At 72.1% G+C, this 24,744-nt stretch carries 33 protein-coding genes; 7 read left to right on the top strand and 26 right to left on the bottom strand.

Features of this window, described 5'->3' with window-relative positions; all coding sequences use genetic code 11:
• Positions 1–1,154: 1,154 nt before the first annotated feature.
• Together ACWEO5_RS20325 and ACWEO5_RS20320 are read left to right on the top strand one after the other, a co-directional pair.
• Positions 1,155–1,658 (top strand): helix-turn-helix domain-containing protein, encoded by a 504-nt coding sequence (locus ACWEO5_RS20325; RefSeq protein WP_452163693.1) that lies wholly within the window; start codon positions 1,155–1,157, stop codon positions 1,656–1,658.
• A complete protein-coding gene (locus ACWEO5_RS20320) occupies positions 1,655–2,041 on the top strand; it encodes a MarR family transcriptional regulator (RefSeq protein ID WP_452163692.1) in 387 nt (128 codons plus the stop codon). The genes ACWEO5_RS20325 and ACWEO5_RS20320 overlap by 4 nt, the downstream gene beginning before the upstream one ends.
• 392 nt (positions 2,042–2,433) lie before the next feature.
• Here ACWEO5_RS20320 and ACWEO5_RS20315 read toward each other — a convergent pair whose 3' ends face one another.
• From ACWEO5_RS20315 to ACWEO5_RS20245, 15 genes are all read right to left on the bottom strand, one after another.
• The gene (locus ACWEO5_RS20315) at positions 2,434–2,925 is read right to left on the bottom strand and encodes a hypothetical protein (RefSeq protein ID WP_452163691.1); all 492 of its coding nucleotides are present in this window, start codon (positions 2,923–2,925) and stop codon (positions 2,434–2,436) included.
• Complete coding sequence (locus tag ACWEO5_RS20310) at positions 2,922–3,437, bottom strand: hypothetical protein (RefSeq protein ID WP_452163690.1); 516 nt, start codon at positions 3,435–3,437, stop codon at positions 2,922–2,924. The genes ACWEO5_RS20315 and ACWEO5_RS20310 overlap by 4 nt, the downstream gene beginning before the upstream one ends.
• A 38-nt stretch (positions 3,438–3,475) precedes the next feature.
• Positions 3,476–4,093, bottom strand: a complete 618-nt coding sequence (gene tpg / locus ACWEO5_RS20305; protein WP_452163689.1) for a telomere-protecting terminal protein Tpg — start codon at positions 4,091–4,093, stop codon at positions 3,476–3,478.
• A 275-nt stretch (positions 4,094–4,368) separates the two neighbouring features.
• On the bottom strand, positions 4,369–4,812 hold the full coding sequence (locus ACWEO5_RS20300; RefSeq protein ID WP_452163688.1) for a hypothetical protein: 444 nt from the start codon (positions 4,810–4,812) through the stop codon (positions 4,369–4,371).
• 11 nt (positions 4,813–4,823) lie between these two features.
• A complete protein-coding gene (locus tag ACWEO5_RS20295) occupies positions 4,824–5,165 on the bottom strand; it encodes a hypothetical protein (protein ID WP_452163687.1) in 342 nt (113 codons plus the stop codon).
• 20 nt (positions 5,166–5,185) lie between these two features.
• Positions 5,186–5,746: a telomere-protecting terminal protein Tpg gene (tpg, locus tag ACWEO5_RS20290; protein ID WP_452163686.1), complete on the bottom strand. Its 561-nt coding sequence runs from the start codon at positions 5,744–5,746 to the stop codon at positions 5,186–5,188.
• Between the two features lie 6 nt (positions 5,747–5,752).
• Positions 5,753–8,035, bottom strand: a complete 2,283-nt coding sequence (gene tap / locus ACWEO5_RS20285; protein WP_452163685.1) for a telomere-associated protein Tap — start codon at positions 8,033–8,035, stop codon at positions 5,753–5,755.
• Positions 8,036–8,107: 72 nt separating this feature from the next.
• On the bottom strand, positions 8,108–8,275 hold the full coding sequence (locus tag ACWEO5_RS20280) for a hypothetical protein (RefSeq protein WP_452163684.1): 168 nt from the start codon (positions 8,273–8,275) through the stop codon (positions 8,108–8,110).
• 246 nt (positions 8,276–8,521) lie between these two features.
• Positions 8,522–8,752, bottom strand: coding sequence for a hypothetical protein (locus ACWEO5_RS20275; protein WP_452163683.1), 231 nt, complete (start codon positions 8,750–8,752; stop codon positions 8,522–8,524).
• 200 nt (positions 8,753–8,952) lie between these two features.
• Positions 8,953–9,684, bottom strand: coding sequence for a hypothetical protein (locus tag ACWEO5_RS20270; RefSeq protein ID WP_452163682.1), 732 nt, complete (start codon positions 9,682–9,684; stop codon positions 8,953–8,955).
• Positions 9,685–9,851: 167 nt separating this feature from the next.
• Positions 9,852–10,544 (bottom strand): DUF402 domain-containing protein, encoded by a 693-nt coding sequence (locus ACWEO5_RS20265; protein WP_452163681.1) that lies wholly within the window; start codon positions 10,542–10,544, stop codon positions 9,852–9,854.
• Positions 10,545–10,657: 113 nt separating this feature from the next.
• Positions 10,658–11,161: a hypothetical protein gene (locus ACWEO5_RS20260; protein WP_452163680.1), complete on the bottom strand. Its 504-nt coding sequence runs from the start codon at positions 11,159–11,161 to the stop codon at positions 10,658–10,660.
• Between the two features lie 25 nt (positions 11,162–11,186).
• The gene (locus tag ACWEO5_RS20255; RefSeq protein ID WP_452163679.1) at positions 11,187–11,702 is read right to left on the bottom strand and encodes a hypothetical protein; all 516 of its coding nucleotides are present in this window, start codon (positions 11,700–11,702) and stop codon (positions 11,187–11,189) included.
• Positions 11,703–11,821: 119 nt separating this feature from the next.
• Positions 11,822–12,769 carry a hypothetical protein gene (locus ACWEO5_RS20250; protein ID WP_452163678.1) on the bottom strand — a complete coding sequence of 316 codons (948 nt, stop codon included), beginning with the start codon at positions 12,767–12,769 and terminating at the stop codon, positions 11,822–11,824.
• A gap of 76 nt (positions 12,770–12,845) precedes the next feature.
• Positions 12,846–13,004, bottom strand: a complete 159-nt coding sequence (locus ACWEO5_RS20245; protein ID WP_452163677.1) for a hypothetical protein — start codon at positions 13,002–13,004, stop codon at positions 12,846–12,848.
• Between the two features lie 236 nt (positions 13,005–13,240).
• Between ACWEO5_RS20245 and ACWEO5_RS20240 the strand changes: the two genes are divergently transcribed.
• Positions 13,241–13,807 (top strand): hypothetical protein, encoded by a 567-nt coding sequence (locus tag ACWEO5_RS20240; RefSeq protein WP_452163676.1) that lies wholly within the window; start codon positions 13,241–13,243, stop codon positions 13,805–13,807.
• Positions 13,808–13,868: 61 nt separating this feature from the next.
• On the opposite strand, the gene ACWEO5_RS20235 is transcribed toward ACWEO5_RS20240, so the two are convergent.
• The 8 genes from ACWEO5_RS20235 to ACWEO5_RS20200 all read right to left on the bottom strand — a co-directional run bounded on the left by ACWEO5_RS20235 (position 13,869) and on the right by ACWEO5_RS20200 (position 19,657).
• Positions 13,869–14,645 carry a hypothetical protein gene (locus ACWEO5_RS20235; RefSeq protein ID WP_452163675.1) on the bottom strand — a complete coding sequence of 259 codons (777 nt, stop codon included), beginning with the start codon at positions 14,643–14,645 and terminating at the stop codon, positions 13,869–13,871.
• A 670-nt stretch (positions 14,646–15,315) separates the two neighbouring features.
• Complete coding sequence (locus ACWEO5_RS20230) at positions 15,316–15,852, bottom strand: NUDIX hydrolase (RefSeq protein WP_452163674.1); 537 nt, start codon at positions 15,850–15,852, stop codon at positions 15,316–15,318.
• 97 nt (positions 15,853–15,949) lie between these two features.
• Positions 15,950–17,083 (bottom strand): methyltransferase domain-containing protein, encoded by a 1,134-nt coding sequence (locus ACWEO5_RS20225; RefSeq protein WP_452163673.1) that lies wholly within the window; start codon positions 17,081–17,083, stop codon positions 15,950–15,952.
• Positions 17,080–17,226 carry a hypothetical protein gene (locus ACWEO5_RS20220; RefSeq protein ID WP_452163672.1) on the bottom strand — a complete coding sequence of 49 codons (147 nt, stop codon included), beginning with the start codon at positions 17,224–17,226 and terminating at the stop codon, positions 17,080–17,082. Before ACWEO5_RS20220 ends, ACWEO5_RS20225 begins: the two co-directional genes overlap by 4 nt.
• A gap of 94 nt (positions 17,227–17,320) precedes the next feature.
• Positions 17,321–17,755, bottom strand: coding sequence for an ATP-binding protein (locus ACWEO5_RS20215; protein WP_452163671.1), 435 nt, complete (start codon positions 17,753–17,755; stop codon positions 17,321–17,323).
• A gap of 254 nt (positions 17,756–18,009) precedes the next feature.
• A complete protein-coding gene (locus ACWEO5_RS20210; protein ID WP_452163670.1) occupies positions 18,010–18,858 on the bottom strand; it encodes a helix-turn-helix domain-containing protein in 849 nt (282 codons plus the stop codon).
• A gap of 36 nt (positions 18,859–18,894) precedes the next feature.
• Positions 18,895–19,422, bottom strand: a complete 528-nt coding sequence (locus ACWEO5_RS20205; protein WP_452163669.1) for a DUF6879 family protein — start codon at positions 19,420–19,422, stop codon at positions 18,895–18,897.
• Complete coding sequence (locus ACWEO5_RS20200; protein ID WP_452163668.1) at positions 19,376–19,657, bottom strand: hypothetical protein; 282 nt, start codon at positions 19,655–19,657, stop codon at positions 19,376–19,378. The genes ACWEO5_RS20205 and ACWEO5_RS20200 overlap by 47 nt, the downstream gene beginning before the upstream one ends.
• Positions 19,658–19,827: 170 nt before the next feature.
• On the opposite strand from ACWEO5_RS20200, the gene ACWEO5_RS20195 reads away from it, so the two are divergent.
• From ACWEO5_RS20195 to ACWEO5_RS20180, 4 genes are all read left to right on the top strand, one after another.
• Positions 19,828–20,364 (top strand): hypothetical protein, encoded by a 537-nt coding sequence (locus tag ACWEO5_RS20195; protein WP_452163667.1) that lies wholly within the window; start codon positions 19,828–19,830, stop codon positions 20,362–20,364.
• Between the two features lie 76 nt (positions 20,365–20,440).
• A complete protein-coding gene (locus ACWEO5_RS20190; protein WP_452163666.1) occupies positions 20,441–20,932 on the top strand; it encodes a hypothetical protein in 492 nt (163 codons plus the stop codon).
• Positions 20,933–21,233: 301 nt separating this feature from the next.
• Positions 21,234–22,160, top strand: a complete 927-nt coding sequence (locus ACWEO5_RS20185) for a ParA family protein (RefSeq protein WP_452163665.1) — start codon at positions 21,234–21,236, stop codon at positions 22,158–22,160.
• Positions 22,157–23,146, top strand: coding sequence for a hypothetical protein (locus ACWEO5_RS20180; protein WP_452163664.1), 990 nt, complete (start codon positions 22,157–22,159; stop codon positions 23,144–23,146). The genes ACWEO5_RS20185 and ACWEO5_RS20180 overlap by 4 nt, the downstream gene beginning before the upstream one ends.
• Before the next feature lie 96 nt (positions 23,147–23,242).
• Here ACWEO5_RS20180 and ACWEO5_RS20175 read toward each other — a convergent pair whose 3' ends face one another.
• From ACWEO5_RS20175 to ACWEO5_RS20165, 3 genes are read right to left on the bottom strand one after another with little or no spacing between them, the layout of a single operon-like run.
• A complete protein-coding gene (locus ACWEO5_RS20175) occupies positions 23,243–23,752 on the bottom strand; it encodes a hypothetical protein (RefSeq protein ID WP_452163663.1) in 510 nt (169 codons plus the stop codon).
• Between the two features lie 17 nt (positions 23,753–23,769).
• Entirely contained in the window at positions 23,770–23,994 is a 225-nt protein-coding gene (locus ACWEO5_RS20170; protein WP_452163662.1) for a hypothetical protein, read from the bottom strand.
• 19 nt (positions 23,995–24,013) lie between these two features.
• Positions 24,014–24,679 carry a GGDEF domain-containing protein gene (locus ACWEO5_RS20165; protein ID WP_452163661.1) on the bottom strand — a complete coding sequence of 222 codons (666 nt, stop codon included), beginning with the start codon at positions 24,677–24,679 and terminating at the stop codon, positions 24,014–24,016.
• Positions 24,680–24,744: the final 65 nt, after the last annotated feature.

Genomic DNA, 24,744 nt, shown 5'->3' with positions numbered 1-24,744 from the left:
GAGGTACATCCCGCCGACCCGGTCGGAGATGTGCCGGACGATCGACAGGTCGTGCGCAATGAACATGTACGACAGGTTGAACTCGCCCTGCAGTCCCGGCGGCAAGCCGCCGGGAGGGCGCGCCTCCGCTTCGCTCCGGCGGAATTCCCGCGCAAGCGCGGGAATTGAATTCCGCAAGCGGAATTCTAAAAGCGGTCGGAAAACCCGCTTCGCGGGTTTTCCTGGATTCCCGCAAGCGGGAATCCGATCGGCTGGCTACGGGGGAGGGTGCATCACGTGCGGCACTGTGTAGGCCCAGGGATCCTGGACTATGCCCGGGTTTGGACGGCCCGTCGGCTCACGCCCCGTCATGGCCGGCACCCCGGCGCGTCCAGTGGACTCCGCTTCGCTCCGCCCACCCTGACCGCCCGTCACTTCCGCTCCCCGAAATCGCTGCCACGGGAGGAGTGTACCACTCTGCGGGGCGCTTCAACCCTGAATTTGGCGTGCATCATCCTCTAGGGGGCACAGGGCATGAATTGGCGCGCATCATTCTGATGCACTGTGTAGATTCAGGGTTGCCAGCCTACCCCTGCGGGTTCGGGATGATCCCCATTATCCGCTGCTCCTAATGGGACGTTCCCGGGAAGAAATGGTGACGGTTAAATGAGACAGAAGCCCGTGTCGGTCACCCCCTGGAATGCGATCCGTCGATTGTGGCGAAGGTATTTCGGGCTCAGCTCCAACGGTGGCCGACCCTCGGTGCCGACCCGGCGGGGGCGGGGTCCGGAGGAGCCCCCGCCGGCACTCCGCGCGGCTGGAAGCCACGCACGCCCGGCGGAAGGGCAGTTGACCCGCCGTTCGGCCGGACCGGGCGCGGGACTGCCGGATCGGCCGGAGGCCGATGCTGGTGCACGGCGGGTCGGCCGCCGAGGGTGAAGTTGCCCTCACACCTGGTGCGTTAAGAGCGAATCTGCATCTGCCCTGGTCAGGGGCGGGTCTATGTAGCGCTGAGCGTCATTCAAATGTCGTTTTGGGCCTCTCCGTTCCCCTATAGGGGAACGGAGGAGGGTCTCCGAACGCGGCGTGGCGGCTTTCCCCAGGAGGGGAATCGTCGCTACTGTGCCGCGCGTACATCGTTCCCCTCTAGGGGAACGACCGAGGTAGGGAGGGGTATGGCCGCCCGATCGAAGGCCGCCGCGGTGAACACCCGCACCGGCGAGGTGGTGCAGCTGCAGCTGCTGCCCGACGACAAGCGCAAGACCGTCACCTACGACTGGTCGGGCGGAGGCCGGCACGTCAACGTCGGCAAGGAGCTGGGCAAGAAGGTCTGGCGGAAGGACAGCGGGTACGACCAGAACGACCGCGACGTCTTCGGCTACTACCTGTTCAACTCGCCCGAGGGCGACGCGCCGCTGCGCGAGAGCTTCCGGGAGATCGGCTCGAACCTGGGGATGCGGCCGACGCAGGTCAGCAAGTCGGTCGGCAAGCTCAACGTGGGCGGCATCCTGGTGGAGGCCGAGAAGGTCGGCCGGGTGACGTTCTACAAGCTCAACGCCCGGGCAGCCTACGATGGCACCGCGGTGGCGCAGCGACAGGCCACTGCGGCCGTGCGCCACCCGGTGGTGCCCTGTCCCGCTCCCAAGGCCGCGTCCCGGAAGAAGAAGGAGTCCGCATGAGCTCCCCCGCCGTTGAGTTCGGTGCCCGCTTCCTGGAAGCGGACGAGATCAACTCGCTGCTGGTCCGGGCCGGTTCGATGCCGGGTGCGGATCTGCGGATGCTGATGTACTTCGCGACCGCGGTGCCGGTCGGGCAGCCGGTCACCACGACGATCACCGACATCGGGCGCGAGCTCGGGCTGAGCACGACCAGTGCGTCGCGGAGCATCGGGCGCCTGGCGGCCGGCGGCTGGCTGGAGCAGGCGTACGAGGCCGTCGGCAGCCGCTTCTACGTGCTGGGCCGGGTCGCGCTGGGCATCGAGGTCGACCAAGCCGGGCAGGTGGACGAAGCCGACGCAGACGGGCAGCTGGCGCAGGTCCACCAGCTCCGCCCCCGGGGCTGACCCGCGTACATCGTTCCCCTGGAGGGGAAAGCCGCAGCTCAAGGCCCGCTTGAACCGGCTGGCAGCGCCTTCGTGAGCCCGGGCCCGTTCTGCTTCGGCAGGACGGGCCCGGGCTCACGTGCGTACACCGTTCCCCTGGAGGGGAAAGGCGCAGGTCAGATGGCGCGCAGGGGGCGGCCGGGCGCGCTGGCGGTGCAGGCTCGTTCTGCCGGATCGGGAGCGAGGGCGGAGCGCGTACACCGTTCCCCCGGAGGGGAAAACCGCAGCTCAGAGCCGCGCAGGGCGCGTTTGTCACCACAGGGTTGATCACGTTGTTCTGCTCGGGCAGAACAACGTCGGGGCCGGTCCGGACCGCTGGCGGCGGTCCAGGCCGGCCCCGTACGGGCTCGCGGTCAGGAGCGGCGATGGCGGCCGACGGCGCGCGGGGCCTCCTCGGGGCCGGGGAGCGGGGTGAGGAGCAGTCGGCGGGCGTCGCGTTGGCGGTCGGCGAGGAGCCGGGCGAACAGCCGGGACAGCAGGGCCCGGCGGAGGTGTGCTCCGCCTTCGCATGCCTGGGCGCAGCCGTCGCACTTCCCGCCGGTGCGGGTGCCGGGGCAGTCGGGCGGGCAGGTGTGGTGGCGGTTGGCGTGGGCGAGCACCAGGGCGGGGAGCAGGGAGGCTGCGCGGGCGGCCGGGTCGGTGTAGCAGCCGGCGGCGTCGAGGTAGGCGGTGGTGAGCCACGCCTCGATGTAGACGCAGGTGTCGCGGTGGTGGACGGGGCCGAGTTGGCCCAGGAGGTCTTCGTCGGCGGGCTGGGGAGCGAGGTCGTCGAGCCGGCCTTCGGCGACCAGGCGCTGGAGCTGGTGGAGGCGGGCGTGGAGGTCGGTGGTGGTGGCGGCGGTCATCGGGTGTTCTCGTCGGGGCAGCTCTGGTTCTGGCAGAAGGCGTCCCAGCGGGCGCGTTCGAGTTCGAGGGAGCGCTCGAAGGCGTGGCGGGCCCAGAAGCGGTGCTCGCCCCACGGGCACGTGTGCGGGTGGTCGCCGGTGTCCGGGGGGTTGGCGTTGGAGCAGGCGTAGAGCCAGGCGGCCCGTTCGCGGACCAGGCCGGGCAGGGCGGATTGGGCGTGGGCGAGCGGGTCGGCGTAGCAGCCGCGGCGGGCGGTGTAGGCGGCGGTGAGCCACGCTTCGATCGCCAGGTAGTCCTCGGTGTGCCGGTTGTGGGGGTCGGCGGCGGCCAGGTGGTCGAGGAGCTCCTCGTCGCCGGGCAGCGGTTCGAGGGTGGCGTCCAGGCCGTCGTAGCGGTGGCGGGCCTGCAGGACGCGCAGGCGCTGGCCCCGGTACGGCTTGCGGCCGTGGCCTGGCTGGTGGCTGTGTTCCTGGTCCTGGCGGTGTTCGCAGTGGCGGGTGTGCTGGTTCATGGCGCTGTCCTCGGTGGCGGTGCGGGTGGCGGGCGGGGTCAGAAGGACAGGTCGATGAACTGGACGTCGGTGAGGCTGACTTGCAGGTTGGCGGTTCCGGTGCCGGGGGTGCGGAAGTAGGAGTCGGCCAGGGCTTCGCCGACGAGTTCGGTGAGGTGGTCGTCGGTGGCGCCGGCCTCGCGGGCGGCGATGAGGGCGGCGGCGTGGGCGCCGGAGATGCGCTGGGTGATCAGCCGGGGGTGTCCGGAGTCGGAGGTGCCCGCCCCGGCGTCGAACCCGAAGGTGGCGCGGGTGGTGATCGTCATGCCGGCGTGGGCCGCCCGTCGCCGGGCCTGGGTGCGGACGTCGCGCTGCCAGTGCTCGCACGTCTCGTCCTCCAGGGCCTCTCTGGCGGCCGCTCGCGGCTTGGTGACGGTCCCGGCGCGGTAGCGCTGGACGGTGCGCTGGGAGACGCCCAGGCGGCCCGCCAGGGCCTTCGTGCCGCCCTTGAGGGTGCTCAGCAGGAACCCGGTGCGCTCCTGAGTGGAAGCGGGCAGTGGCTCGGTGAACTGGGCTCGCTCGGCGCGTTCCAGGCCGTCCGCGATCGTTCCCCGCTTGCGGCGGCCGCTGTTCGTTTCGTCAGTTATGCGGCTTACGCCGGACTTTGTGTCGCTCATGCTGCCCACGCTGAGCCCCGCAGCCTGTGGATAGAGTTTTCCGATTCCGAGCGCAAAGCATCCTGAATCGGGGCAAGTTATTGCTTTATGGCTCGGTGGAGCGGGTGCGACCTCGCGGACGCGGTGGCCCAGGAGCAGCTGACGGGGCGGCAGAACCAGCTGATCGCGCGGGACGAGCAGGGCCACCGGGCGCTCCCGGTGATCGGGAAGAATGCGGAGGGCCTGTTCCCGGCAGCTGCAATGCCGGGAACAGGCCCTCGGGTTGTGCCGGGCGGCTACGGCTCCATGTAGTCCGCGAGGTCGCGCAGCCGCTCGACGGCGTCGTCCCAGCCTTGGCCGTACCAGTAGGGGCCGGTCAGCGCGGTCGGGGTGTGCGGGGTGGCCTCCAGCTTGTCCGCGGCCCGCCGCCAGGAGTCGGCCAGCAGGGTGCGCATCCGGTCGAACTCGGCGGCCAGGGCGGCGCTCTCCTCGGCGGTCAGCGAGTGTCCGCCGGCCCCGGCTGCGTGCTGCTGGCGCAGCCGGTGCACTACGAGGCGGGCTACGCGGGTGGTCTCCATTTCGGCCTGCCAGCCGGTGTCTGGCAGTTGGCCCGGGGGGACGTCGGCCAGGAGCTCGTCCCGGTAGGCGTCCAGCGCCTCATTCAGCTCCCGCTCGGACCAGACGGTCGTGCTGGCGCGGTCGGTGCGGACCATCGCCTCCAGGCGCTCGCGGGCGTTCACCGCGGCCCCGCTCAGGCGTCCGCGGGGGCAGCGGCCCACGGGTCCGGAACGGGCGTGGCGGTGATCCACCCGGTGGGCGCCTCGTAGGCCATCTTCGAGGTGACGTGCCGGATGCGCGGTGCCTGGTCCCCGTCGAACAGCACCTTCAGGTGCTGCCCGGCGGTGTCCACGATGACGCCTTCGCGGCCGTCGTAGCGAACGCGGCCGCCGAGCTCCACCCGGATGCCCAGGCGGCTCTCCAGCGCGTAGTAGGTCCGGATGTACTCGAGGTCCGCGGCCTGGCGCCGGTCGGGCCACCGGTTCGCGGCGGCGAGGCGCGTGCTGTCGGCGTCGGTGCCGGTGCGGGTGTGCATGGTGGATTCTCCGTCCGGGGTCAGTAGGAAACGTCGATTGCTTGGATACCGGTGAATTCGACTTCGAGGTTCTCCGCGCGTGCTCCGCGATTCTTGAAATACTCCTCCTGGAATGCCTCGGCCATGATTTCGCGCATCTCTTGGTCGCTGGCGCCGTGGTCCTGGGCCGTGAAGATCCGCTCCGCCCAGACCGGGGGCAGGTGGACCGTCAGGTGGCGCAGCCGGGGTTCGTCGGTGGTGCCGACGGGGGCGGTGTAGCCGAAGTAGGCCCAGACCTCGACGGTGATGCCGCCGGTGGTGGCGGCCTGGCGGCGGGCCTTGCGGCGGATGCCGGGTTGCCAGACCTTCGCCAGTTCGCGGACCAGGGCCTCGCGCAGGGCGGAGCGGGGCTGCTTGCGCTGGCCGGTGAGGTAGCGGCGTACGGTGTTCGGGTCGACGCCCAGGGCGGCGGCGACGGCCTTCTTGTCGCCCTTGGCGGCCTTGACCAGGGCCCGCATCTGGGCCTGGGCGGACTTGGGCAGGGACTGGGTGAAGTGCTCGGGGGCGGCGCGGTCGATCGCGTCGCCGATCTCCTCGGCCATGGCCGGCTACTTCCCTTCGACGGTGGTGGAGTCGTAGCCCTTGATGTGGCGGGCCGGGTTGACGGGCTGTTCGCGCTCCAGCCAGTCGACGACGGTCAGCATCGGCTGGACGCCCTCGACCTTGGCCAGGCCGGGGGTCGCGCCGAGGCGGAAGGTGCCGGGCAGCACTCCCTTGCCGGAGCCGGTCAGCGGGAGGAAGTCCAGCGGCGAGGTGCCCGGGGAGGAGTAGACGACGCAGTCGTTGTTCACGCCGAGGGGGTAGCGGCCGCTGGCCTTGGCGACGTTGGCCATCTTGCGGTGCATGTTGACGCGGGCCTTGGCGATGACCGCGGCCCGGATGTCGGGGCGCCAGGTCGGGCGCTCCAGCGCCGGCCACGGCTCGCCCTTCTTGTAGTGCAGGCCCTGGGGGCGCTCACGGAGCTTGCCGATACCGAACTTCACCGTGCTCTTCACCGCGGAGAGCACCATGGCGATCTGGCGGTGGCGCCACACGGCGGCGTGCAGCTGCTCGTCGCTACTGCGCGCCAGGTGCTCCAGTCCCTGGGCCACCAGCGCGGCGCGCAGCGCCTGCAGGTCCTCGCCCGCGCTCTTGAGGAGGCTGTGGGCGGCCATCGCGGCGAGGAAGTCGCGTTCGTCGGTGTCCTTGTCGACCGGGATGCCGGCCTCGGCCATCGTGGTCACGTACGCCTCGCGCAGCCGGTCGTGCCAGGGGTCGAGGTAGGCGCCGGTCTTCTCCCGCACGAACGCCTCGACGGGGCGGACGTCGTAACCGAGTTCGAGGGCGTAGGCGAGGGTGGGCGTGGTGTACCAGGCAGGTCCCGTGGGCGGCTGGCCGGTCGGGGTGAACGGGGAGGGCAGGCGCGGGTCGGTGGGGATGTGCGAGAGGTCGACCAGCCAGGAGCCGGGCACCTTGCGGTCGAAGACCGGGTGGGTGACGTGCACGGGGCCGGACAGGCCCACGGACAGGCGGGCGGCGGCCGCGAGGTAGGCGGTGTTGATGTCCAGGCCGATCGCGAACGGCTCGACCATCTCCGCCTCGGAGAGCGTCTCGACGGGGCGGATCCACTGGTAGGACTCCTCGTCCAGGAACCCGCCCGTCCAGGCCTGCGCCGCCGGGTGCTCGATCGGGACCTCCGGCGGCGCCGCCTCGACGGTCTCGGTCAGCGCGCCCGGGTTCAGCCCTGACGTCCAGCCGCCGGTGGCCTCGTCGCGCACCGCCCGCGTCGGCGGGCGCAGTGCCGTCATCAGCTCCAGGCCGCAGGTGGCGCTTGATCCGCGGGGGGTGATGACGCGCTGGGCGTAGACGCCCAGCACCCGGGCCAGGTCCGGGGCCGGCAGGTCGGCCGCCTCGCCCCAGGCACGGGGGTCCAGGGCCCGCCACGGCAGGATCGCGAGCTGTACGCACTGGCGCCGCCCGTCCTTGACGGGCCGGTAGATCCTCGCCCACGGGCCGAAGCCGCGGCGGGTGAGCTGCCACTTCGCGCGGGCCAGCGCCTTGACGACCTTGTGGTCCTCCGGCAGGCGCTGCGAGCGGCGGGTGGCCGGGTCGTCGTCCAGCGTCGCGGGCAGGCCGAACCGCTCGGCCGCGGCCGCGGTCAGCACGATAAGCGGGTCGCCGTCCTTGCCGTTGCGGTGCAGGCGCACCGTGCCCAGCCCGGACTCGGTCAGCGCCCACGTCGCCAGCTGCGCCAGCGTCGTCGCCGGGCAGTCCAGGACCAGGCCGCCGATCCCGTAGCCGGTGCCGTCGCCGTCCAGCACCACCAGCGGCCCGTTGGGGAACTGCCCGCCCGTGGCGAAGGAGACCGGACGGGCGGCGGCCCGCAGCGGCTGCGGCTGCCCGGCCCGCACCGGCTTCCTGCTTGAAATGCGACTGATCCGCGGCGGGCGGTCCTCGTCTTCCTCGGCCTGGCCGTCGGGCCTGCCCTGGTGGACCGCCTCCGGGGCCGGCGCTGCCGACTCCTCCGGCTCGGCGGGGGCGAAGGCAGGCGGAACCTGCTCCACCGTCGCCGCCGCCGAGGCCGCCGCGTCCGGGGCCGGGTAGCGCTCGGCCCAGCCCTCCAGCAGCCGCACGTACGCCTCCAGGCGCGGCGGCTTGGGCGTGGAGCGGCCGTTCTCGTAGTTCTTCACCGTCTGCACGGTCGACTGCAGCACCTTCGCCAGCTGCGCCTGGGTCACCCCGGCGGCCTCCCGCAGCCGGGCCCGCTCGGCGGGCTCCGGCAGCTGCGGCCCCGGCTCCTTCCCGGCCAGCAGCGCGTCCACCGCCGCGAACAGCTCGTCCTGCGTGGGCATCTGCCTCACCTCCGCAGCCAACCTAACACACCGTTAGCCAACTCTGTTAACCTGTTTGGTTAGTCAGAAAATTTAACCCTGTCGATTGTCTGCCGTCTCGTGCCCGGCTTCGGTTTCGCGCCCGGCCGACCGAGGCCGCCGATCGGAACGGGCTGCGCGCAGGGCCTGCACGAGCGCCGTGAGCGCCGCCGCCAGGCGGGCGGCGTCGGTCAACCCGGTGAGCAGCTGGTCGATGTCCATGTCCTCGTCTCCTTCTCCACCCCGGCCCCGATGACCGGCCGCGCTGATCCGCGCTGATGTGGCGTCGCAGAGAGATGGCGATGTGGGAGGCGCGCTCGCGCGGGCTTTCGGCCGCGCGAGCCAGGGCTGTTCAAGCACCGCCAACTGGAGATCTGCCGCGGGGGGAACGCCCGGTGCTGGCCAGCGGCGAGCGGAAAACGTCTCGAAGTCGCCGCTGGCCAGCACCGGGGCGGGCCGCCTCCTGGCCTACTGCGTGCCGTCCGGGTGGAGCGGGCAGGGGCCGCAGCAGCAGCGGGTCGGCGGCTGCTCCACCGCCGGGCGGATGCGCAGCTTGCGGACGGCGCCGATCGCGTTGGCGACGCTCGTCACGGCGATGCCGACGTTGCGGCCCGCGTGGACGAGGTGGTCGGCCTGCGGGCCGGACGGGTCGGTGACGGCGGCAACGAGGAACTCGACCGCGGCCTGAATGGGCGTCATGCGCCCTCCTTCGAAAGAGGCTTACCTTCACCCCTTCCGTGCGCTCGTCGCCTGTGGGACAGGACCGGTGCGCGAGAACGTCTTTGAACTGGGGCGTAGCACAACGCTCCGGCACGGAATTCGAAACCGGATAATGCGCGAAGGCCCGCCCGGCCCCGAGCGCCGCAGGGGCGTCAGGAGCCGGGACCCGCCGTGCCCGGCTACGCGCCGGCCAGCGCCTCCAGGACGGCATGCTGCTGCATCGGGAGCAGCACGCCCTCGTCCCGGACGGTCTGCAGGGTCTTCCCGTTCAGGCAGAACCGGCACAGCCCGGCGATCAGCTTCCCCGGGCCGATGAACGTGGCGATGGAGGCGGTGCTGTCGTAGACGGGTCGCTGGCAGCCGGGGCAGGCCAAGGCGTCCTCGGCATCCCAGTGCTCGGGCGGCAGCGTGGTGTCCAGGTCGGAGATGATGCCGTCCATCGCGGTGCCGGCCTCGGCCCACAGCTCCAGTGGCCGGTCGGCGCGGCGCAGGATCTCGGCAGGGCCGTCGGGGTCCGGGCCGGGCCGGGCGCTGACGAGGGAGCACACGCCGGGTTGCTCGGGGTCGGGGAAGAACGCCAGCCACCGGTCGTCGTTGCCCAGGGCGTAGGGGGTGCCGGTGCGGAACGACTCGGCGAGGTCGTAGAGGGCCTGGCCGTTGTCGCTGTCGTTGCGCAGACGCAGCTGCCACGCTTCGGTGCCGTCGTCCGACTCGGCCGGGGAGGCGGTGATCATCAGTCCGTTCCCCGCAGCGCGAACGTCGAGGTGCATCAGCCCCAGATGGGTGTGCACGGCGCTGCCGAACCACTCGGTCTGCTTCTGCCCGGCCGGTCGGCTGCGGCCTGCCGCCCGCAGCCGGCTCTCCCTGCTCGCCCTCGCCTTGTCGGCCTTGCGGGACTTGGACCCTGCCATGTTCGTCCTCGAATCCATCGTGGTGGCGGGCCCTGTCCAGGTCCGCCCCGTTACCCGGACAACGCCGCGAGCCGCACCCGGACACGCTGCGGACCGGGTACGGCTCGCGGCTGGCGCTGATGGGGAGCGCCGAGACGGTGCTGGCGGTCCCCAACTCGGGCCGGGTTCTACAGCCGGTAGGGCGCCAGCGGCTCTGCACCCTGGTCGGCGTCGTCCGGGAGCACCGGGAGCGGCCACGCCGCCTCCGGCGCCCAGGCGGGCCAGCCAGTGGCGAACGGTCCCGCGCGGTCGTCGAGCATCCGAAGGGCGCGGCCGCACGCGGCGTCGACCTGGCGGGCGAGGAAGTCGTCGACCACGCCGAGGCGGCGCAGCCGGCCGTACTCGTCGCGGTCCTTCCAGCGGTGGCCCGAGAGGTCGGGGGTGACGACCAGGTCGAGGGCGAGGTCCATGGTGTCGATCCCTCCCGGGCGGCGGCGGTACGGCATCTCGAAGTTGACGTACCAGCTGATCGGGTCGCCGCTGGCGGCGTCCTGGAAGCAGTGGAGGGAGAACCACTCCCCCGCCAGGTAGTGGGAGAGGACCGCGGTGCGCTCCCAGCGGTGGGTGCCGAGCGTCCAGGTGCCGGCGGCGAGGTGGTCCAGGCCCTGCTCGCGGACGGCGTCGCTGCCGGTGCGCAGGGACTCGATCCAGGTCGTCGGGGCGAGGCTCTCGATGCCGGGCCAGCAGGCCAGGGTCAGCACGTGCCCGGTGTCGGCGACGACCCGGTGCGGCTTCGCCGTCCACACCCGCCCCGCGTGGACGTCGCGGCGTACCACGGTGGTGCCGGGCCGGAACCGGGTGCTCTGCTCGGTGTTCGTCACCTTCGGGGTGTTCCCGCCCGGCCGGGAGCGAACTCCGCTCGAAGGTGTGACGCGGGATCAGGCCGCCCGACCGCGCCGGCACGGGCACGGTCGGGTTCGCGGTCCGGGCCGGGTCACCAGGTGACGGGGACGACCTGGTGCAGCAGCCGCACCGTGTCCTTCGCCGACAAGGTGCCCGCCTCGCCCCCGATCGAGTGGCAGTAGCCGACCAGCAGCTGCGCCAGCGTGCCCCGCCGGATGTCGATCCCGGCCGCCTCCCACACCTCGTACGCGGCCGCAGCGCCGCGCTCGCGGAACTCGGCCGAGACGGTGTGGTTGAGGCGGCTGACCAGGTCGGGGGTGTCGGCGATCTTGCGCAGCCGGGCCACCGCCTCCAGTTCGCCCAGGCCCGCCATCGGGCGGGAGGCGGCCGGCCCCAGCAGCGCCATGGCGCCCTGCCACAGCGCACCGGCCCGGTCGAGGACGTCGACCAGGCCGAGCACGCTCTCCGCCGCCGGGGCGGCCACCAGCGCTTCGACGGTCTCCTCGACCAGGGCCTCGACGGCGGCCGCCGTCATCGGCGCGGGGGCCGCGGAGAAGATGCCGGCGTCGTCGTCCGGGTCCTGGTGGGCGGTCATGCGGTGACGCTACCGTGCGGGGCGGTCAGCGGATCTTGCCTGCGGCGATCAGGCCCTGGACGTAGCCGGGCCAGTCGCGCTCCAGGGTTCCCCGCATGAACGCGCGGGCTTCCTCCCGGATCTCCGGGGTGACCTGCTCGACCTGGCCGTCGGCGAAGTACATCTTCATCCCCTCGCGGCTGGCGTCGGCGAGGATCGCGTGGTGGTACTGGCTCAGCGTCAAGAACAGCGCCAGTACCGGGGCGTTCTCCAGCTCGCGCAGAGCGCCCTCCCAGTCCGTGCCGCGTCGGCCCCAGTCGCTGCCCTGCCCGTCCAGCCAGAGGGTCAGGTCGCTGAAGAACACCAGGCGCCGCTGCGGGTGCTCGCGATGGTAGGCGTCGGCGGCGGCCAGGACGTCCGCGGCGTCCGGGGAGAGCATCTGCCGCGGGATGATCGGCGGCGCGAGGGCCTGCGCGCACTCGCGGTACGGGCCCTCGCCCGCGGGCCAGGGCAGGGCGTGGGCGAGCCAGTAGCGGGGCTGGAGCAGTGCGGGGCTGGACACGTTCGGTTCCCTTCGCCGCGCGGACACGGTCCGGGCCGGCCGCCCGGACCAGGCCACCGTAGCGACACGGGCACCGAACGTGTCCGCGAACAACGGACCCGGCCCTGCCGACCCGGTCCCTACGCCCGGCGGATCGCGCCGGAGGAGAACCACTGCACCAGCGTGGCCGCCAGGTGGACCGCGGCCACCGCCTGCGCCTCGGTCTCCTTGCGGGTCAAGTCCTGCTTGCCGTGCCGGCTGCTCTGGCCGTCCCAGAGCTGCTTCATCATCAGGCGGACCATCTCGACGCCGTCCTGCGGAGCGGTGCCCTCGATCTCGAAGACCAGCCCGCTGGCGAGCTTGGGCATCTCGCCCAGCATCGTGCCCAGCGTCGCCCGGCGGTGGTTGGGCTGCAGGGTGGCGTGGGCCGCGCACTCCACCGCCTTGATCGCCTCGCTGAACGCCTTCACCGGATCCGGCGTGAACGCATAGGCCCGCTCGAACGCCTCCCGCAGGTGCTCCGACGCCGAACCGCGCTCCGGCTGCTCCCCGCTCTCGACCGCGGCCTGCAGCGCCCGCACGAGCGCCGGATCGACCCGGGCGACCAGAGCGCGTCCGTCCGCGCGGACGGTGTACCGCGAGCGCGCATCGTCCAGCAACTGCTGCAGCGGGGCGCGGTCCACCTTCCGCTGCTGGGTGAGCACTTCGCCCATGCTCGCCAGCGTCACCAGAGCCACCGTCTTCCGATCCATGGGCGGGTCGTCGGCCTGGCGGGCGGGGATGAGCGGCACCGGCGTCGGCACCGGCAGCAGGTCCAGCGCCGCGTCGACGACCTCCAGCAGCTGCTCCGCCGGCACCCCGTAGGCGATGGCCGCCTCGTAGTCGGCCTCCTCGCTTTCGTCGCCGCCGTCCGGCATCCCCAGCACCAAGTCGCAGCGGAGCGCGACCCGCCGCCACACCTCTTCGGCGGGGCGGCGCAGCGCGGAGTACAACCACTCGCGCAACGGGCTCTCCAAGGCGGGGGAAACCTCCGCGCGCAGGGCCACGGTGCCGCCTTCGCGGTCGTAAAGGGGAGTCCACAAGGTCATTGCGACACCGTAGAGGTTCACCCTGCCGGGCAGCACCGGCATTTGACACCGGGCCTCTGCACCCTCCGCAGGAAGCTCAGCTGGCGTTGTCCTGCTCAGCCTGCCAGCGGTCCGCGAGCTCCTGCTTCCAGCCCTTCGGCGGCGGCCACGGCACACCCCACTGCGCCAGCTGCGCCCGGGTCCAACCGCCAGCGGGCGTACGGACGGCTTCGATCTCTTCAGGAGAAGGAGTCACAACGCCGATGATGCCGCAGCAGCAGAGCCCGCGTGCGGGGACCGGCTCCAGCTGGCGACCCGGGCCTGTCCCGGTAGCGCGTGTGGAGTGCTCGGGCGCTCCGGGCCGCGCCGGACAGCCCGGGCAGGGGAGTCGGACACTCCCTTCGAGAACGGTGAGATTCTCGGTTCCTCCTTCTTGTGATCGCCCCGCGCCGTACGGTCACCACGACGCATTCAGCAGGAGAGGGAGAGTGCATGAACCATTTTCCAGCTAGCGGCAGCCAGCACACCGGGTTGGTCGCGCGGATCGACGCGCCAGGGAAGCGGCCGGTCTGGAAGCCGGTCGTCACCTTCGTGGACGGTGAGGCGATGATCCTCGGTTCCAACAGGCGCCTGACCCCCGCCGACGAGCAGGCCGGTTACGCGGGGCTGAAGGCCGTCCCCGTCGCGGTCGGCGCAATCCCGGCCGAGCCCGGCCTGCGCGTACGACACTGGCACCCAGGAGAACGGGATGGTGACAAGCGGAAGCCGGGCTACACCTGGACGGATCCCGTGGTCGGGTGGCTGGCCTTCTCCGACGGAAGCACCCTGCCCCTACTTGCCGTCGGCCCGGTCGGCCCGGAGAGCTGGCACCTGATCTACCAGGACGGTACGGAGTCCGACGGCGGAGAAGCACTCGACTTCATGATCCCCTGGTGCGAGAAGTGCGCCGCCTTCGACCGCCGGTACACCCCCGAGGGCGAGCTCTGCCCGACCTGCCACGCCGACCACCCCAACCACGGCGGCCGGGAGAAGACCGCCAGCACGGTCTCGGAGGGCTGACCGAAGTGCGGCGGCCCCGCCCACCACGAAGATGGGCGGGGCCTGGTGCTGCTCGGCTGAATCAGGGGTTGCGGCGCACGTGGCCGGAGGAGAACCACTCCACCAGGGTCATCGCGATGAACACCGCCATCTCGGCCTGCGGCTTGGTCTCCAGGGTGGTGCCGGCCTGCGAGCCGTGGCGCGAGGTCTGCCCCTGCCAGAGCCTCCGCATCATGTCGACCACCAGGTCGACGTCCTTGCGGGCGGAGTCCTTCTCCTCGATCGCCGTGCTGAACGTCCCCGGTGCCGACCGCTCCAGAACCTTGAGCATGGTGCCGAGCGTCGCCTTCGCGTTGCGCGGCTCCACCACGGCCTGAGCTGCCGCCTCGACCGCCTTGATGCTCTCGCTGTAGGACTTCGAGGGATCCGGGTTGCGCCCGTAGAGCGCGGCCCAGGCCGCTGCCAGGTGCTGGCCGGCGGAGCCCGCCTCCGTTCGCGCGGAAGCCGCCGCCACCGCGCGGTTCACGCCCTGGAAAGCGGTCTCGCCGATACGGGACTCCAGCCCTGTGCGGTCGGCGTTGACCCGCAGCCCCGACCCGCCCGCGGTCAGCAGCTTGTCCAACTCCTCGACGGCCTCCCAGCGTCGCTCCAGCTGGACACCATCGCGGCGGCGCAGTCCGTCGATGCCGGCAGCCGTGATCCTCTGCATCGGCGTGGCGTTCGCGGGGAGCTCCGTTCGGGGCGGCGGCGCACTGAGGCTCAGCATGGCGTCGATGACCGCGGGCAGCTGCTCCTTGGTGGTGCGCTCGTACAGGAACTTGATCGGGGAGTATCCGTAGCGCGTCGGTTCCACCGTCATCCGCAAGTGGATGGCGACCTGCTCGGCACCCCGTTCGTCACCGTTGAAGGATTCCACGACCCACCGGAGCAGGGGGACCTCAAGGTGCTCCGGTACCTCTTCTGCGGGAGGCACCACGATCTCGTCTGTCGCGGCTACGGCCCCACGGCGCCGGAAGAATCGCTCAAACATGGAGGAACGGTAGCGATTCCTGGTGACACGGCGCTGCTGTTTTCCGTCGGTCCGACACAGCGCAGCATCCACGTGGCCGGGCTGTTCACGGGCCCGGCGGCCGCCATGCGGCACCCCGCGGTCGCCGTGCCGGTCTCCAGCTCGATAGCGGTCAGGCCGGCTATCAGGCTCCCCCGGACAGCACCAGACCATCGGGGCATCACTTGGCCCCCACTTCACGGGCCTGCGGGACACTCGGACCCCACTTGGCAGTCACTTGGCGGATCTGGCTGCGTAGGGCAGTACAGCTGGCCCAGGATCGGCATCGGACCGGCCCGACACCGTGTCCGGGAGGGAAGCAGACCATGGCCAGGCACCGGAGACCTGGGAGACAGCGGCAGTCGGCCGGCATGCTGATGTGCGCGAGCGTGCTCGGCGGCGTCGCCAAGGCGGTGGCGCAGTGGATGCTCACTCGGCTTTCGGGCGACGGTCCCTGATCCCGTTCGACTCGCCCAGCAGGTCAGCGCCAGCCGTACGAGTCGTCCGTCATCGGCTCCAGCAACACCGCGTCGGTGGTCGCGGCCACGGCCTGGGTGCTGACGGCTGCGACCAGGTGCTCGCCGACATCCGGGTAGAGATGCGATCCCACCAGGTCGGCCGGGGGCAGCCAGAGCACTTCGGAGTCGTCCTCGGCGTCCAATTCGACCAGGGCGACGTCCTCGGCGAGCGGCTTCGGCAGCTGGACGACGAAGACGAAGTGGTGGCGGCGAAACAGCTGGCCTTCTCCCGGGCGACGGGTTTCCTGGTGCTGTTCGAACCGTGGCATCAAGCCGACGTCGTCGACGGCCAGGCCGAGCTCCTCGCGCAGTTCGCGCCGCAGTGCCGCGGCCAGCTGCTCGCCCTCGGCTACCAGGCCGCCCGGGAGCGTGTGCTGCGCGCCGCCGGGCCGGTGGCGGCGGATCACGCAGACCTTGCCGCCGGGGTCCACCAGCACCGCGCACACCCGCACCGGCACGTCGTCCGCCGCGCCGGCCCGGGCGCTCGTCACCGTGTTCACCGTCCCGATGATGGCGCAGCCGCAGCACTCGCGTGCGCGGCCGGCCGCAGCAGGCGGATCGAACTCGCCTGGCTGCGGGTGGGGAGGTCGCGCGGGGTCAGATCGGCTGGGAGGGGTCGTCCAGCCAGGCGTGCCAGCCGTGCGGGTTGACGGTGAGTCCGAGCCGGTCGACGCCGGGCTCGCCCGCCTGGTGCCACCAGTCAATGGTCTGCTCGAACTCGTTCCAGAGGCGGCGGCTGCCGTACTGGCGGACCTGGTGCTCGTTCTCGCCGTCGCGGAAGGTCGCGGCGGCCCAGGCCGGGACGGTGAGGGAGTAGAGCCACAGGGTGCGGGCGCCGTCCTCGTGCGGCTGGATCGCGTGGACGACGTCGCCAAGACGCAGGCCGGCGGCGAGCGGGAACGGGTCGAACTTGCCGTGCGCGGGCAGCGCCGCGGTGGTGGTGGACTCGGCGACGGTGCCGCCGTTCGGCGGGTTCTGGGGCCAGCGCAGGCGCTGGGAGCGCATCTTCATGAACTCCACCTGCTGGAGGAACGGGCCGGACGCGGTGCCATCGCCGGCCACGGTGAGGCGGACCAGGGCGTCGGCGTTGGAGTAGTGGGTGCCGAACGGCGCCAGGATCAGCCCGCCGGGCCGGGTCTGCTCGATCCACGCCCGCGGAATCTCGCGCAGCCCGTAGGTCGCGGTGATCCGGTCGTACGGCGCCCCATCCCTCCAGCCGAGCGCGCCGTCGGCGCAGACGGTCTGCGGCCGGTAGCCGGCGGCGTGCAGGGCCGCGCGGGCACGGGCGGACACGGCGGCGTCGATCTCGACGGTGGTCACGTTCGCGTCGCCGAGCCGGTGGCTCAGCAGGGCGGCGTTCCAGCCCGTGCCGGTGCCCTGCTCCAGCACCCGCATCCCCGGCTCCGCCTTCAGGTCGTCCAGCATCGAGGCGACCAGCGACGGCTGTGAAGCGGAGCTGGTCGGCACGGTGCCGGGCTCCGCGCCCTGGTGCTCGCCGTCGTCCCACTGCGTGACGATCGGGATGTCCGCGGCGGCCGCGGCCAGCCAGTCGGCCTCGTCGGCCCTCCGGTCGACGGGCTGGCTCTTCCCGGTGGCCATGTCGTGCGCCCAGACGAGGTCCGGCAGGAACCGCGAGCGCGGGACGGCGTCGAAGGCCGGCGCCCAGGCGTCGGCGACGGGGAAGGACCGCCCCGGCACGGGGCGGCCCTCCTGCTCAGGTGCGAGCGTCACTTCCGGTGTCCCCCGTCCCCGGGCGGAGTGCTGCCGTCCGGGGACGGCGGGTCCTGCGGCGGCGTCCACGGAGTGCCCGGGTGCCCGTCGCCCCCGCCACCCCCGTCGCCGCCCGAGCCGCCGTCGACTGCCTCGATGTCCATGCCCAGCTCCTTGTCGTCGCTGACGTGATGGTGCCCTCCCGGAACCCGGGAGGAGTAGAGGGTCGGCCCCGGCGCACCGGGGCACGGGTGGGGGCTACGTTGGGGCGGGAGAGCGGGTGCGCAGGTCCGCGTGGACGGTCTTACCGAGCGGCTCCAGGCTCACGCCCCAGTGCCCGCGGGTGAGGTGGTGGACCAAGGCCATGCCGCGGCCCGACACGGCGGCCAGGCCCGCGTCGATCAGGCAGGGCAGGGCACGGGAGCCGTCGCGGACGCTGATCCGCACGCACCGGTCGGTGATCCGCTCGAGGGTGACCGTCATCTTCCGCCGGCAGCCGGTCTTCGCCGCGTTGCCCACCAGCTCGCTGACGATCAGTTCGCCCGCCTCGACCAGGTCGTCCAGCCCCCACGCGCGCAGCGTGGTGCGCACCAGGCGCCGGGCCGCCGACGCGGACTGCGGCTCGTACGGCAGCAGCACCCTGGCGGAGCTGGCGGCCGCGGGCAGCGCCGGGGCCTCGACCGTCGTCGTCACCGGGCATCTCGCATCCGCCGGCAGCTGGATTCGGCAGCCCGAACCGTTGGGCGGGGTGTTCGGTGCGCGGCCACGGTGGTTCTCCGCTCTCTCGTCGGCGGTGACGGCTGCGCCCACCCGACGGGGGCGGGCGGGCGCAGCGATCTCGGTTCGCCCGCCGGGGCCGGGTGTCCGGTCCGTCACGGCGGGCGACGGTTCGACGGTAGGGAGTGTGCTGCCAGGCTCTCAACGAGGTTGCGCCATCTTGCGCGACGTCACCCGAGAGTGGCTATCGCCGCGGTGATGAGCTGACGGGCCTCGGCCCCGTGGACGGCCATGGCGGCCAGGTCGGTGAAGGTGCGGACGTAGTCGGCGATCTCGCCGGGCTGGGTGATCCGCAGGTAGCCGGAGGTCAGCTCGACGGCGACCTCGGCCTCGTCGAAGAGGTAGAAGTCCTCGACCGGAAGGTGCGGGCGGCCGGGCCCGGTGGGGATGACGCCGATGCTGACGAACGGGCTGGCCGAGACGGCGAGCAGGTGGCCGAGCTGGGCGGCCATCGTCTCCGGGTCGCACACCGCGGCGCGCAGCACCCACTCCTCGATGAGCAGGCCGAAGCGTTGCCGGCCGGAGAACAGCATCCGCTGGCGCTCCAGGCGGGCCTCCACCGCGTCGGTGACGTCGTCGACCTCGACGCGGGCGCGCTGGATCGAGCGCAGCACCGCCTCGGTGTACTCGGGCATCTGGACCATGCCAGGCATGACGCGGCTGGCGTAGACGCGGAAGTGGCGGGTGCGGTGGTAGAGGTCGGCCACCGATTCCTGGGCGGCGCGCAGGCCGCCGCGTTCCATGCGGCGCCACTCGGTGTACATCGTCTCTACCGCGCGGGCGGCGGCGATCAGGTCGTCGGCCTGGTCCTGGGCGCCGCAGGCGGCGCACCAGGCGCGCAGGTCGTCCTCGGACGGAGTGGCCTTGCCGCTCTGGATCCGGGAGGTCTTGGCCGGGTGCCAGCCGCACCGGGCGGACAGCTCATCGCCGGTCAGGCGGGCGTCCTTTCGCAGGCCGGTCAGGCGGGCCGCGAGGGCCTTGCGAGCTTCGAGGACGCTGGAAGACGGTGACGACGACATGGTGCTGGCTGCCCGGCGGTGGTGGTGGACGGCTGGTCAGAGGGGGTACTGCGCGTGCGGGACGGCCCGCTCCCAGACGGCTTCGAACGCCGCGGCCACCGCCTTCACCACGGCCTGGTCCTCGGTGCTCTCGTGGCCGGCCCACTCGCCGTCGCCGCTGAACCAGTGGAACAACACGCGGCAGTCGTCGACCAGCCACAGGTCGTTGCCCGGCAGCAGCAGGTCGGACGCCTTCGAGCGGGGCAGCCAGCGCACCTGCTCGCCGAGCGCGACGTTGTGCCGCTCGGTGATCGCGTGCTCCCACCGGATGTAGGCGCTGGCCGGCTCCGAGACGACCCGGGCCCGCCGCACCTGCACCCCGCGGCCGACCGTCTCCCGCACCAGCGCCGCCCAGTTGGTGTACTCCTCGGGCAGGTCGTACGCCTCGGGCCGCTCGACCGGCAGGCCCGCGCGCCAGTCGGCGAACACTGCATCCTCGCCGTAGGAGTCGCGCATCTCCAGGTGGCAGGCGGAACGCTCAGCGCTCCTCAGCAGGGCGCCAAAGTCCGGCACGCTCGGCGTCATCGCACACCTTTCGCAGGAACGGGATCATGCGGACCGGGATCCGGACGACGCCCTCGTGGTCCGGCACGCCCACGCCGTGGCCGGGCGCCCACTCCGTCTCGCTGATCGCCCGGTACATCTCCATGTCGGGCAGCCAGCCCTGGACGACGATCTCCGCCTTCTCGTCCTCCAGCCACACCGTCGGCGAGCCCCCGTTGGGCGACTCGGGATCGATGCCCCTGAACCGTAGTGCCATGACCGCTCCTTGTGCCAAGCCGGTTGCGAGTCCTTGCGACCCTCACCGTCCCGCCGCTCCTGACGGGACGTCAAGGGCGCGCGGAAGCATCCGACCGGGCAGAAGCCCAACCCTCGCCGGAATTCGCCAATCGCCTGCCCGCGCAGGGAACTTGGGTGCACGATCGGGCGATGACCTACCGAACGATGCGCATGCCCAAGGTCAGCCGGATGAAGGACTTCCCCCCGCTGTCCGACCCGGCGGTCACCCTCGTGACGATCACCGAGCACGGCTTCGTCAGCCACTACGACGGGAACGGCCAGCGCAAGCGCACCCAGCTCAGCGGCCACCCCCTGCGGCCCGGCGACCTGGTACTGGCCATCGCGGCGACCACCCCCGTCACGATCGCGGAGGTGGACGACCGGGCCGCCTTCTGCGCGGAGTTCGGCGCCCAGGCCACCGACATCACGATCCTCGACCTCGAAGCCGCCTACGCGCGGGCTTGGCGGGCCTGCGCGGAGACCGCCTGCCCCCAGTGCGGAGTCGAGCCGTGGCAGTACTGCCGCAACGAGATCAAGGGCGTGATGTACGCCTTCAAGTTCCACCGCGGCCGCCAGGATGCCGCCGGGGTCCGCGCGATCTTCAAGACGGTGGGGCGCCCCGACACCCACTGGCTGCACGGCGTGGGCCGCTGGGAGTGGGACGAACGCCCCCTACGGCAGGAGTGACGCACCAAACCCCGGTCCCCCCGGCCACGACACCGAAGCGCACCACCCCCCAACCTGACCAGCACCTGGAGAACCGATGACCTCCCACCCCGGGACGACCACCGACGAGCAGCCCGGCCTGGGCCCCGAGCGCCGGCAGGAGCTTCTCGAACTGGCCGACTTCCTCGGCATGACCGACGAAGCCGAAGGCATGCGCGGCGACATGCGCACCGAGCGGATCCTGCCCCGCCTCAAGCGCGCCCTCGACCTGGTCGGCCTCCCGGTCAGCACCACCCCCGACACTCCCGGCATCGTCGTCACCCTGATGGGCAAGGCGTCAGCCGGCTGGCCGTCCGGCTCCGTCGCCGTCTCCTGGAGGCCCGGTGCCGACCTGACCGCCCTCGACGACGAAGCCGAGATCGGCGATCCCGCCGACCGCTTCGCCCGGGCCGTGGACCAGACCCTCGACGTCGCGCTCGCCGCCATCCTGCGCAACGCCGGCCTGCGCGTCCTCACCGACTCCCAGTTCAGCGGCGTCATCATCGCGGACACCAGGCCCGCGGACGACCTCGAAGCCCTCGGCTTCTGAGGAGCGCCCGGAAGAGGACCGGGCAGGGAGCCGTCGTAGACCGCTGTGCAGTCCGCGGGTCGGCTCTGGTGCCGGGGTAAGAATTTCTTACCCCGGCAGTCCTCCCCCGGAGCCGTCTCACTGCGGGAGGAGGTCGCCGACCGTTCGAGCGCTCGCTCGGCTCGCCGAACAGCGCACTGGTCGGACAAGAGCGCCCTCGGTCCAGCGGTGTGCAGCAGTCGATCATCGGGCTCGTGGGAACATGGCGCCCGCAAGGACTCGCGATTCGGAGGGTGATGTGCTGGCCGCACAGGAGAGGGAGGTGCCTCCGGAGATCGACCGGGAGGCGCTGGACCGGGTGGTCGTGATCGGCAACGGGAAGGGCGGCGTCGGCAAGACGACCATCGCCAGCAACATGGCCGGTCTGGCTGCCGCCGACGGGATAAGCAGTCTGCTGATCGACGTCAATGGCCAGGGGCACGTTGGCCGGGAACTCGGATTCCGCAAGGGGCCGCTGGACGACGACGGCGCCGCGCTGCACGAGAGCGTGCTCTGGGGCAAGCCCCTGACCCCGATCCGGGGCGTTCGTCCGGGCCTCGACGTCATCGTCGGCGGGAAGCGGGTCGGCGACCTGCCGGGCGATCTCGCCCTGCGGTTCCCGAACAAGCCCATCACCCAGTCGCTGATGCTGGCCGTCGCCCTCCAGAGCATCGCGCCCGACTACGACCTGGTCGTCATCGACTCGCCCCCGGAGAACCCGCCGCTGCTGCAGCTGTGCCTGGCGGCCGGCCGCTGGCTGGTCGTGCCCGTGAAGTCGGACCCGGGCAGCATCACCGACGGCCTGGGCGACATCAGCAAGGAGTTCGCTCTCGTCCGGGAGTTCTCCAACCCGGACCTGGCGCTGCTCGGCGTCCTGCTGTTCGCCTCCGGCAGCAACGCGACGGCCATCCACCGCGAGGTGCGCGCCGAGGTGGAGGAAGTCCTCGGGTCCGACCATCTGATGTTCGAGAGTATGGTCCGCTCCTCCGAAGCGGTGGCCCGCCAGGCCCGCAAGCGGGGCGTGTTGCTGCACGAACTGGAGCAGGCGGCGAAGGACAATCCGAAGTTCTGGCAGCTGCGCGCCGGCACCGCCCAGCGCGAGCAGGTCGTCAGCCCGACGTCGGCCTCGGTGTCCGAGGACATGGCTGCCCTCACCCGGGAGATCTTCTCCCGGATCGCGCAGCGCGAGAACGAAAGCGAGATGGCATGAACGGCCTGGGGGCCCTTCGACCCAGCGACGGAACAACGACTCCCGGAGCGGCGTTCGGCATCGCGCCGTCCGGGCAGGCCGCTGGCAGTGACCGCGCGGCCGGACTCGGCTCCGCGCTCGGCGGCCGACGGAGCCGGGCCAGCTCCTCCGGCCAGGAGCAGGACGGCTCGGCAGCTGGCGGCGTGGTGGCGAAGTGGACGGGGAACACCGCCTCGGTGTTCGCCGGTGGCCGGCTGCTGACCGCTGCGGACATCTCCGGCTCCCGGCAGGAGCAGCTGGCGCTCGTCACCGAGCGCCTGCGGGAGATCAGCCGTCTCGGGGCGGCCGCCGAGGACTACGTCGTCCTCACCAAGGGCGTGCTGCTGGAGGTCGCCAGGGAGCGTGAGCTCCACAAGGAGGCCGGAGCCGACAACTTCGCCCAGTGGGCGGCCGGGGTCCTGGAGGTCGCGGAGAAGTACATCTTCGAGCTGCTGAAGGACGCCGAGCGGATCCGGGCCGTTGCCCAGCTCAAGCCCGAACTCCGTGAGCAGCTCACCCAGGCGTCCGCGCGCAAGGTCGTCGCGGAGGTGGTCGCCAAGTCCGGCGTCGAGCGCGCCGAGGCGGTTGTGGAAGCGGCTCGGAGGAAGGCGGCCGCGGCCGGCCGGGAGCGGCCCACCGCGGCGATGCTCAGCGAGGCGGCCGCCGAGCCGCTCGACAAGAAGTCCATCCCGGCCCAGCAGAAGAGCACGGACTCGGACTCCGGCTCCCCCGCGGCAGACGACACGGCGGTGCCCGCGCAACTGCTGGCGCTGAGCAAGGCCGCTGACTGGCTGCGTGAGCGGGCCTACAAGCCGCTCGCTCCGGGTGCGGTGAAGACGGCCGCGGACGTCGACCCGGTCGCGCTCGGCACGTACCTGGACAGCATTGAAGCGGAGGTCGACCGGGTGAAGATGCGGATCGCCGCTGCGCGGCGGCTGATTCCCGTCGACGCCGAGGTGGTCGAGTAGCCGAGCCGGGAGGTAAGAAATTCTTACCCCTGAAACGCAAAAGGGCCCGTCCCGGCGCTAAGCCGGAGACGGGCCCTTGTCGCTGGGTGTTGCAGCTCAGCAGGCCGAGGGCCGGTGCTGGTCGTTGCGGCTGGTGGCGGGCCAGATGGTGCCGCAGGTACGGCAGTCGTGGCCAAGCAGTCCGGGCTCGCCGAGCTTCTGCATCTCGGTGCGCATGTAGTGGGCGGTGTTGGTCAGGCGGGCGCAGTTGGGGCAGTGGCTCGGAGTGGCCAGCAGCTCGAAGTCGCCCAGGCCGGTGACGGTGAGGAGGGTGACCGGCTGGGTGCTGGCCGCGTCCGGGCCGGTGAAGTCGAGGGTCCAGCCGCCGCCTTCGCCGTCCTCGTCGGCCTGGCGCTCGGTGATGACGGCGAAGGTGTGGTCGATGCGCGGCAGCTCGCCGACGATGGGGCGGTAGCGCTCGGCGGACTCGGCGCGCAGCACGTGGTTGGCGGCGGCGGTCATTCGGCTCGGGTCGTGGTGGCCGAGGGCGACGTAGGCCTCGAAGTCCTCGTCGCAGGCCGAGATGGTGACGCCGTAGGCGGTGGTGAAGCCGGCGGGAGCAGGCACGGTGGGTCCTCCTGGTGTCAGTGGGCGTGCTGGCGCAGGTGCTTGGCGGCCTCGGGGGTGACGAGGAGCTTGAGGTAGTTGGTGATGGTCTCGCCGCAGGCGGAGCAGGTGGCGCCGTATCCGGTGCGGCCGGTGCAGTCGATGGTCGGGTCCTTGGGGCGGCCGGTGCGGGTGTTGACGAGGTGGGTGCAGGGGGTGCCGTCGGCGTGGATGCCGGTGACGGGCATGGTCGGACGGGGCATCGGGGTGGTCCTTCCTGGGTCAGGCGGCACGGATGTGCTGGCGGCGGCCGCGGCGGCCGTGGCCCTTGTCGGCGTACATGGCGAGGTCGGCGGCGTGGAGAAGGGCGGAGAGGTCACGGGCGGGGTGGTCGGTGAGGGTCGCGGCTCCGATGGACGCGCCGACGGCGAGCCGGTGGCCGTGGTGGTCGACGGGCTGCTCCAGGAGCTGGCGGAGGGCGGCGAGCCGCTCGGGCAGGGCGGCGGGGTCGGTGTCGAGGGCGGCGGCGAACTCGTCGCCGCCGAGTCGGCCGACGACGGCGCCCGTCCCGGCCCAGTGGGCCAGGCGGCGACCGGTGGCGGTGAGGACCGCGTCTCCGGTCTCGTGGCCGTGGGTGTCGTTGACGGCCTTGAAGTCGACCAGGTCGACCATCAGCACGGCCGGGGCGGCCGCGGTGGCGAGCAGCTGCTCCGCGGCGGTGGTGAAGGCGGCGCGGGCGGGCAGTCCGGTGAGCGGGTCGCGGCGGGCGGCCTCCAGGCGGCGGGCGAGGTCGTCGCGTTCGGCGAGCAGCGTCCGGGCGGCGGGAAGGAGGGCGAGCAGGTCGCGGTGCAGGGCGCGGGCGGCGTCGGTGTTCTCGTGGCCCGGGGCGTGTTGGTAGCGGTCGAGGCTGGCCTCGGCGCGGGCGATCAGGGCGGTGGCGGTGGTCATGGCGGTGCTGCTCCCTTCCGGGGACGCGGCGGGAACGGCGGCCCCGGGCGGGGCCGCCGTCTGGG

Source organism: Kitasatospora sp. NPDC004272 (assembly GCF_053603035.1).
This window is presented reverse-complemented; position numbering and strand designations above follow the sequence as displayed.

Excerpts from the sequence above, each read along its gene's own strand:
- ACWEO5_RS20325 (WP_452163693.1), top strand. The coding sequence starts at position 1,155 with ATGGCCGCCCGATCGAAGGCCGCCGCGGTGAACACCCGCACCGGCGAG.
- ACWEO5_RS20320 (WP_452163692.1), top strand. The coding sequence starts at position 1,655 with ATGAGCTCCCCCGCCGTTGAGTTCGGTGCCCGCTTCCTGGAAGCGGAC.
- ACWEO5_RS20315 (WP_452163691.1), bottom strand. The coding sequence starts at position 2,925 with ATGACCGCCGCCACCACCACCGACCTCCACGCCCGCCTCCACCAGCTC.
- ACWEO5_RS20310 (WP_452163690.1), bottom strand. The coding sequence starts at position 3,437 with ATGAACCAGCACACCCGCCACTGCGAACACCGCCAGGACCAGGAACAC.
- tpg (WP_452163689.1), bottom strand. The coding sequence starts at position 4,093 with ATGAGCGACACAAAGTCCGGCGTAAGCCGCATAACTGACGAAACGAAC.
- ACWEO5_RS20295 (WP_452163687.1), bottom strand. The coding sequence starts at position 5,165 with ATGCACACCCGCACCGGCACCGACGCCGACAGCACGCGCCTCGCCGCC.
- tpg (WP_452163686.1), bottom strand. The coding sequence starts at position 5,746 with ATGGCCGAGGAGATCGGCGACGCGATCGACCGCGCCGCCCCCGAGCAC.
- tap (WP_452163685.1), bottom strand. The coding sequence starts at position 8,035 with ATGCCCACGCAGGACGAGCTGTTCGCGGCGGTGGACGCGCTGCTGGCC.
- ACWEO5_RS20280 (WP_452163684.1), bottom strand. The coding sequence starts at position 8,275 with ATGGACATCGACCAGCTGCTCACCGGGTTGACCGACGCCGCCCGCCTG.
- ACWEO5_RS20275 (WP_452163683.1), bottom strand. The coding sequence starts at position 8,752 with ATGACGCCCATTCAGGCCGCGGTCGAGTTCCTCGTTGCCGCCGTCACC.
- ACWEO5_RS20270 (WP_452163682.1), bottom strand. The coding sequence starts at position 9,684 with ATGGCAGGGTCCAAGTCCCGCAAGGCCGACAAGGCGAGGGCGAGCAGG.
- ACWEO5_RS20260 (WP_452163680.1), bottom strand. The coding sequence starts at position 11,161 with ATGACCGCCCACCAGGACCCGGACGACGACGCCGGCATCTTCTCCGCG.
- ACWEO5_RS20250 (WP_452163678.1), bottom strand. The coding sequence starts at position 12,769 with ATGACCTTGTGGACTCCCCTTTACGACCGCGAAGGCGGCACCGTGGCC.
- ACWEO5_RS20240 (WP_452163676.1), top strand. The coding sequence starts at position 13,241 with ATGAACCATTTTCCAGCTAGCGGCAGCCAGCACACCGGGTTGGTCGCG.
- ACWEO5_RS20235 (WP_452163675.1), bottom strand. The coding sequence starts at position 14,645 with ATGACGGTGGAACCGACGCGCTACGGATACTCCCCGATCAAGTTCCTG.
- ACWEO5_RS20220 (WP_452163672.1), bottom strand. The coding sequence starts at position 17,226 with ATGGACATCGAGGCAGTCGACGGCGGCTCGGGCGGCGACGGGGGTGGC.
- ACWEO5_RS20210 (WP_452163670.1), bottom strand. The coding sequence starts at position 18,858 with ATGTCGTCGTCACCGTCTTCCAGCGTCCTCGAAGCTCGCAAGGCCCTC.
- ACWEO5_RS20205 (WP_452163669.1), bottom strand. The coding sequence starts at position 19,422 with ATGACGCCGAGCGTGCCGGACTTTGGCGCCCTGCTGAGGAGCGCTGAG.
- ACWEO5_RS20200 (WP_452163668.1), bottom strand. The coding sequence starts at position 19,657 with ATGGCACTACGGTTCAGGGGCATCGATCCCGAGTCGCCCAACGGGGGC.
- ACWEO5_RS20195 (WP_452163667.1), top strand. The coding sequence starts at position 19,828 with ATGACCTACCGAACGATGCGCATGCCCAAGGTCAGCCGGATGAAGGAC.
- ACWEO5_RS20190 (WP_452163666.1), top strand. The coding sequence starts at position 20,441 with ATGACCTCCCACCCCGGGACGACCACCGACGAGCAGCCCGGCCTGGGC.
- ACWEO5_RS20180 (WP_452163664.1), top strand. The coding sequence starts at position 22,157 with ATGAACGGCCTGGGGGCCCTTCGACCCAGCGACGGAACAACGACTCCC.
- ACWEO5_RS20170 (WP_452163662.1), bottom strand. The coding sequence starts at position 23,994 with ATGCCCCGTCCGACCATGCCCGTCACCGGCATCCACGCCGACGGCACC.
- ACWEO5_RS20165 (WP_452163661.1), bottom strand. The coding sequence starts at position 24,679 with ATGACCACCGCCACCGCCCTGATCGCCCGCGCCGAGGCCAGCCTCGAC.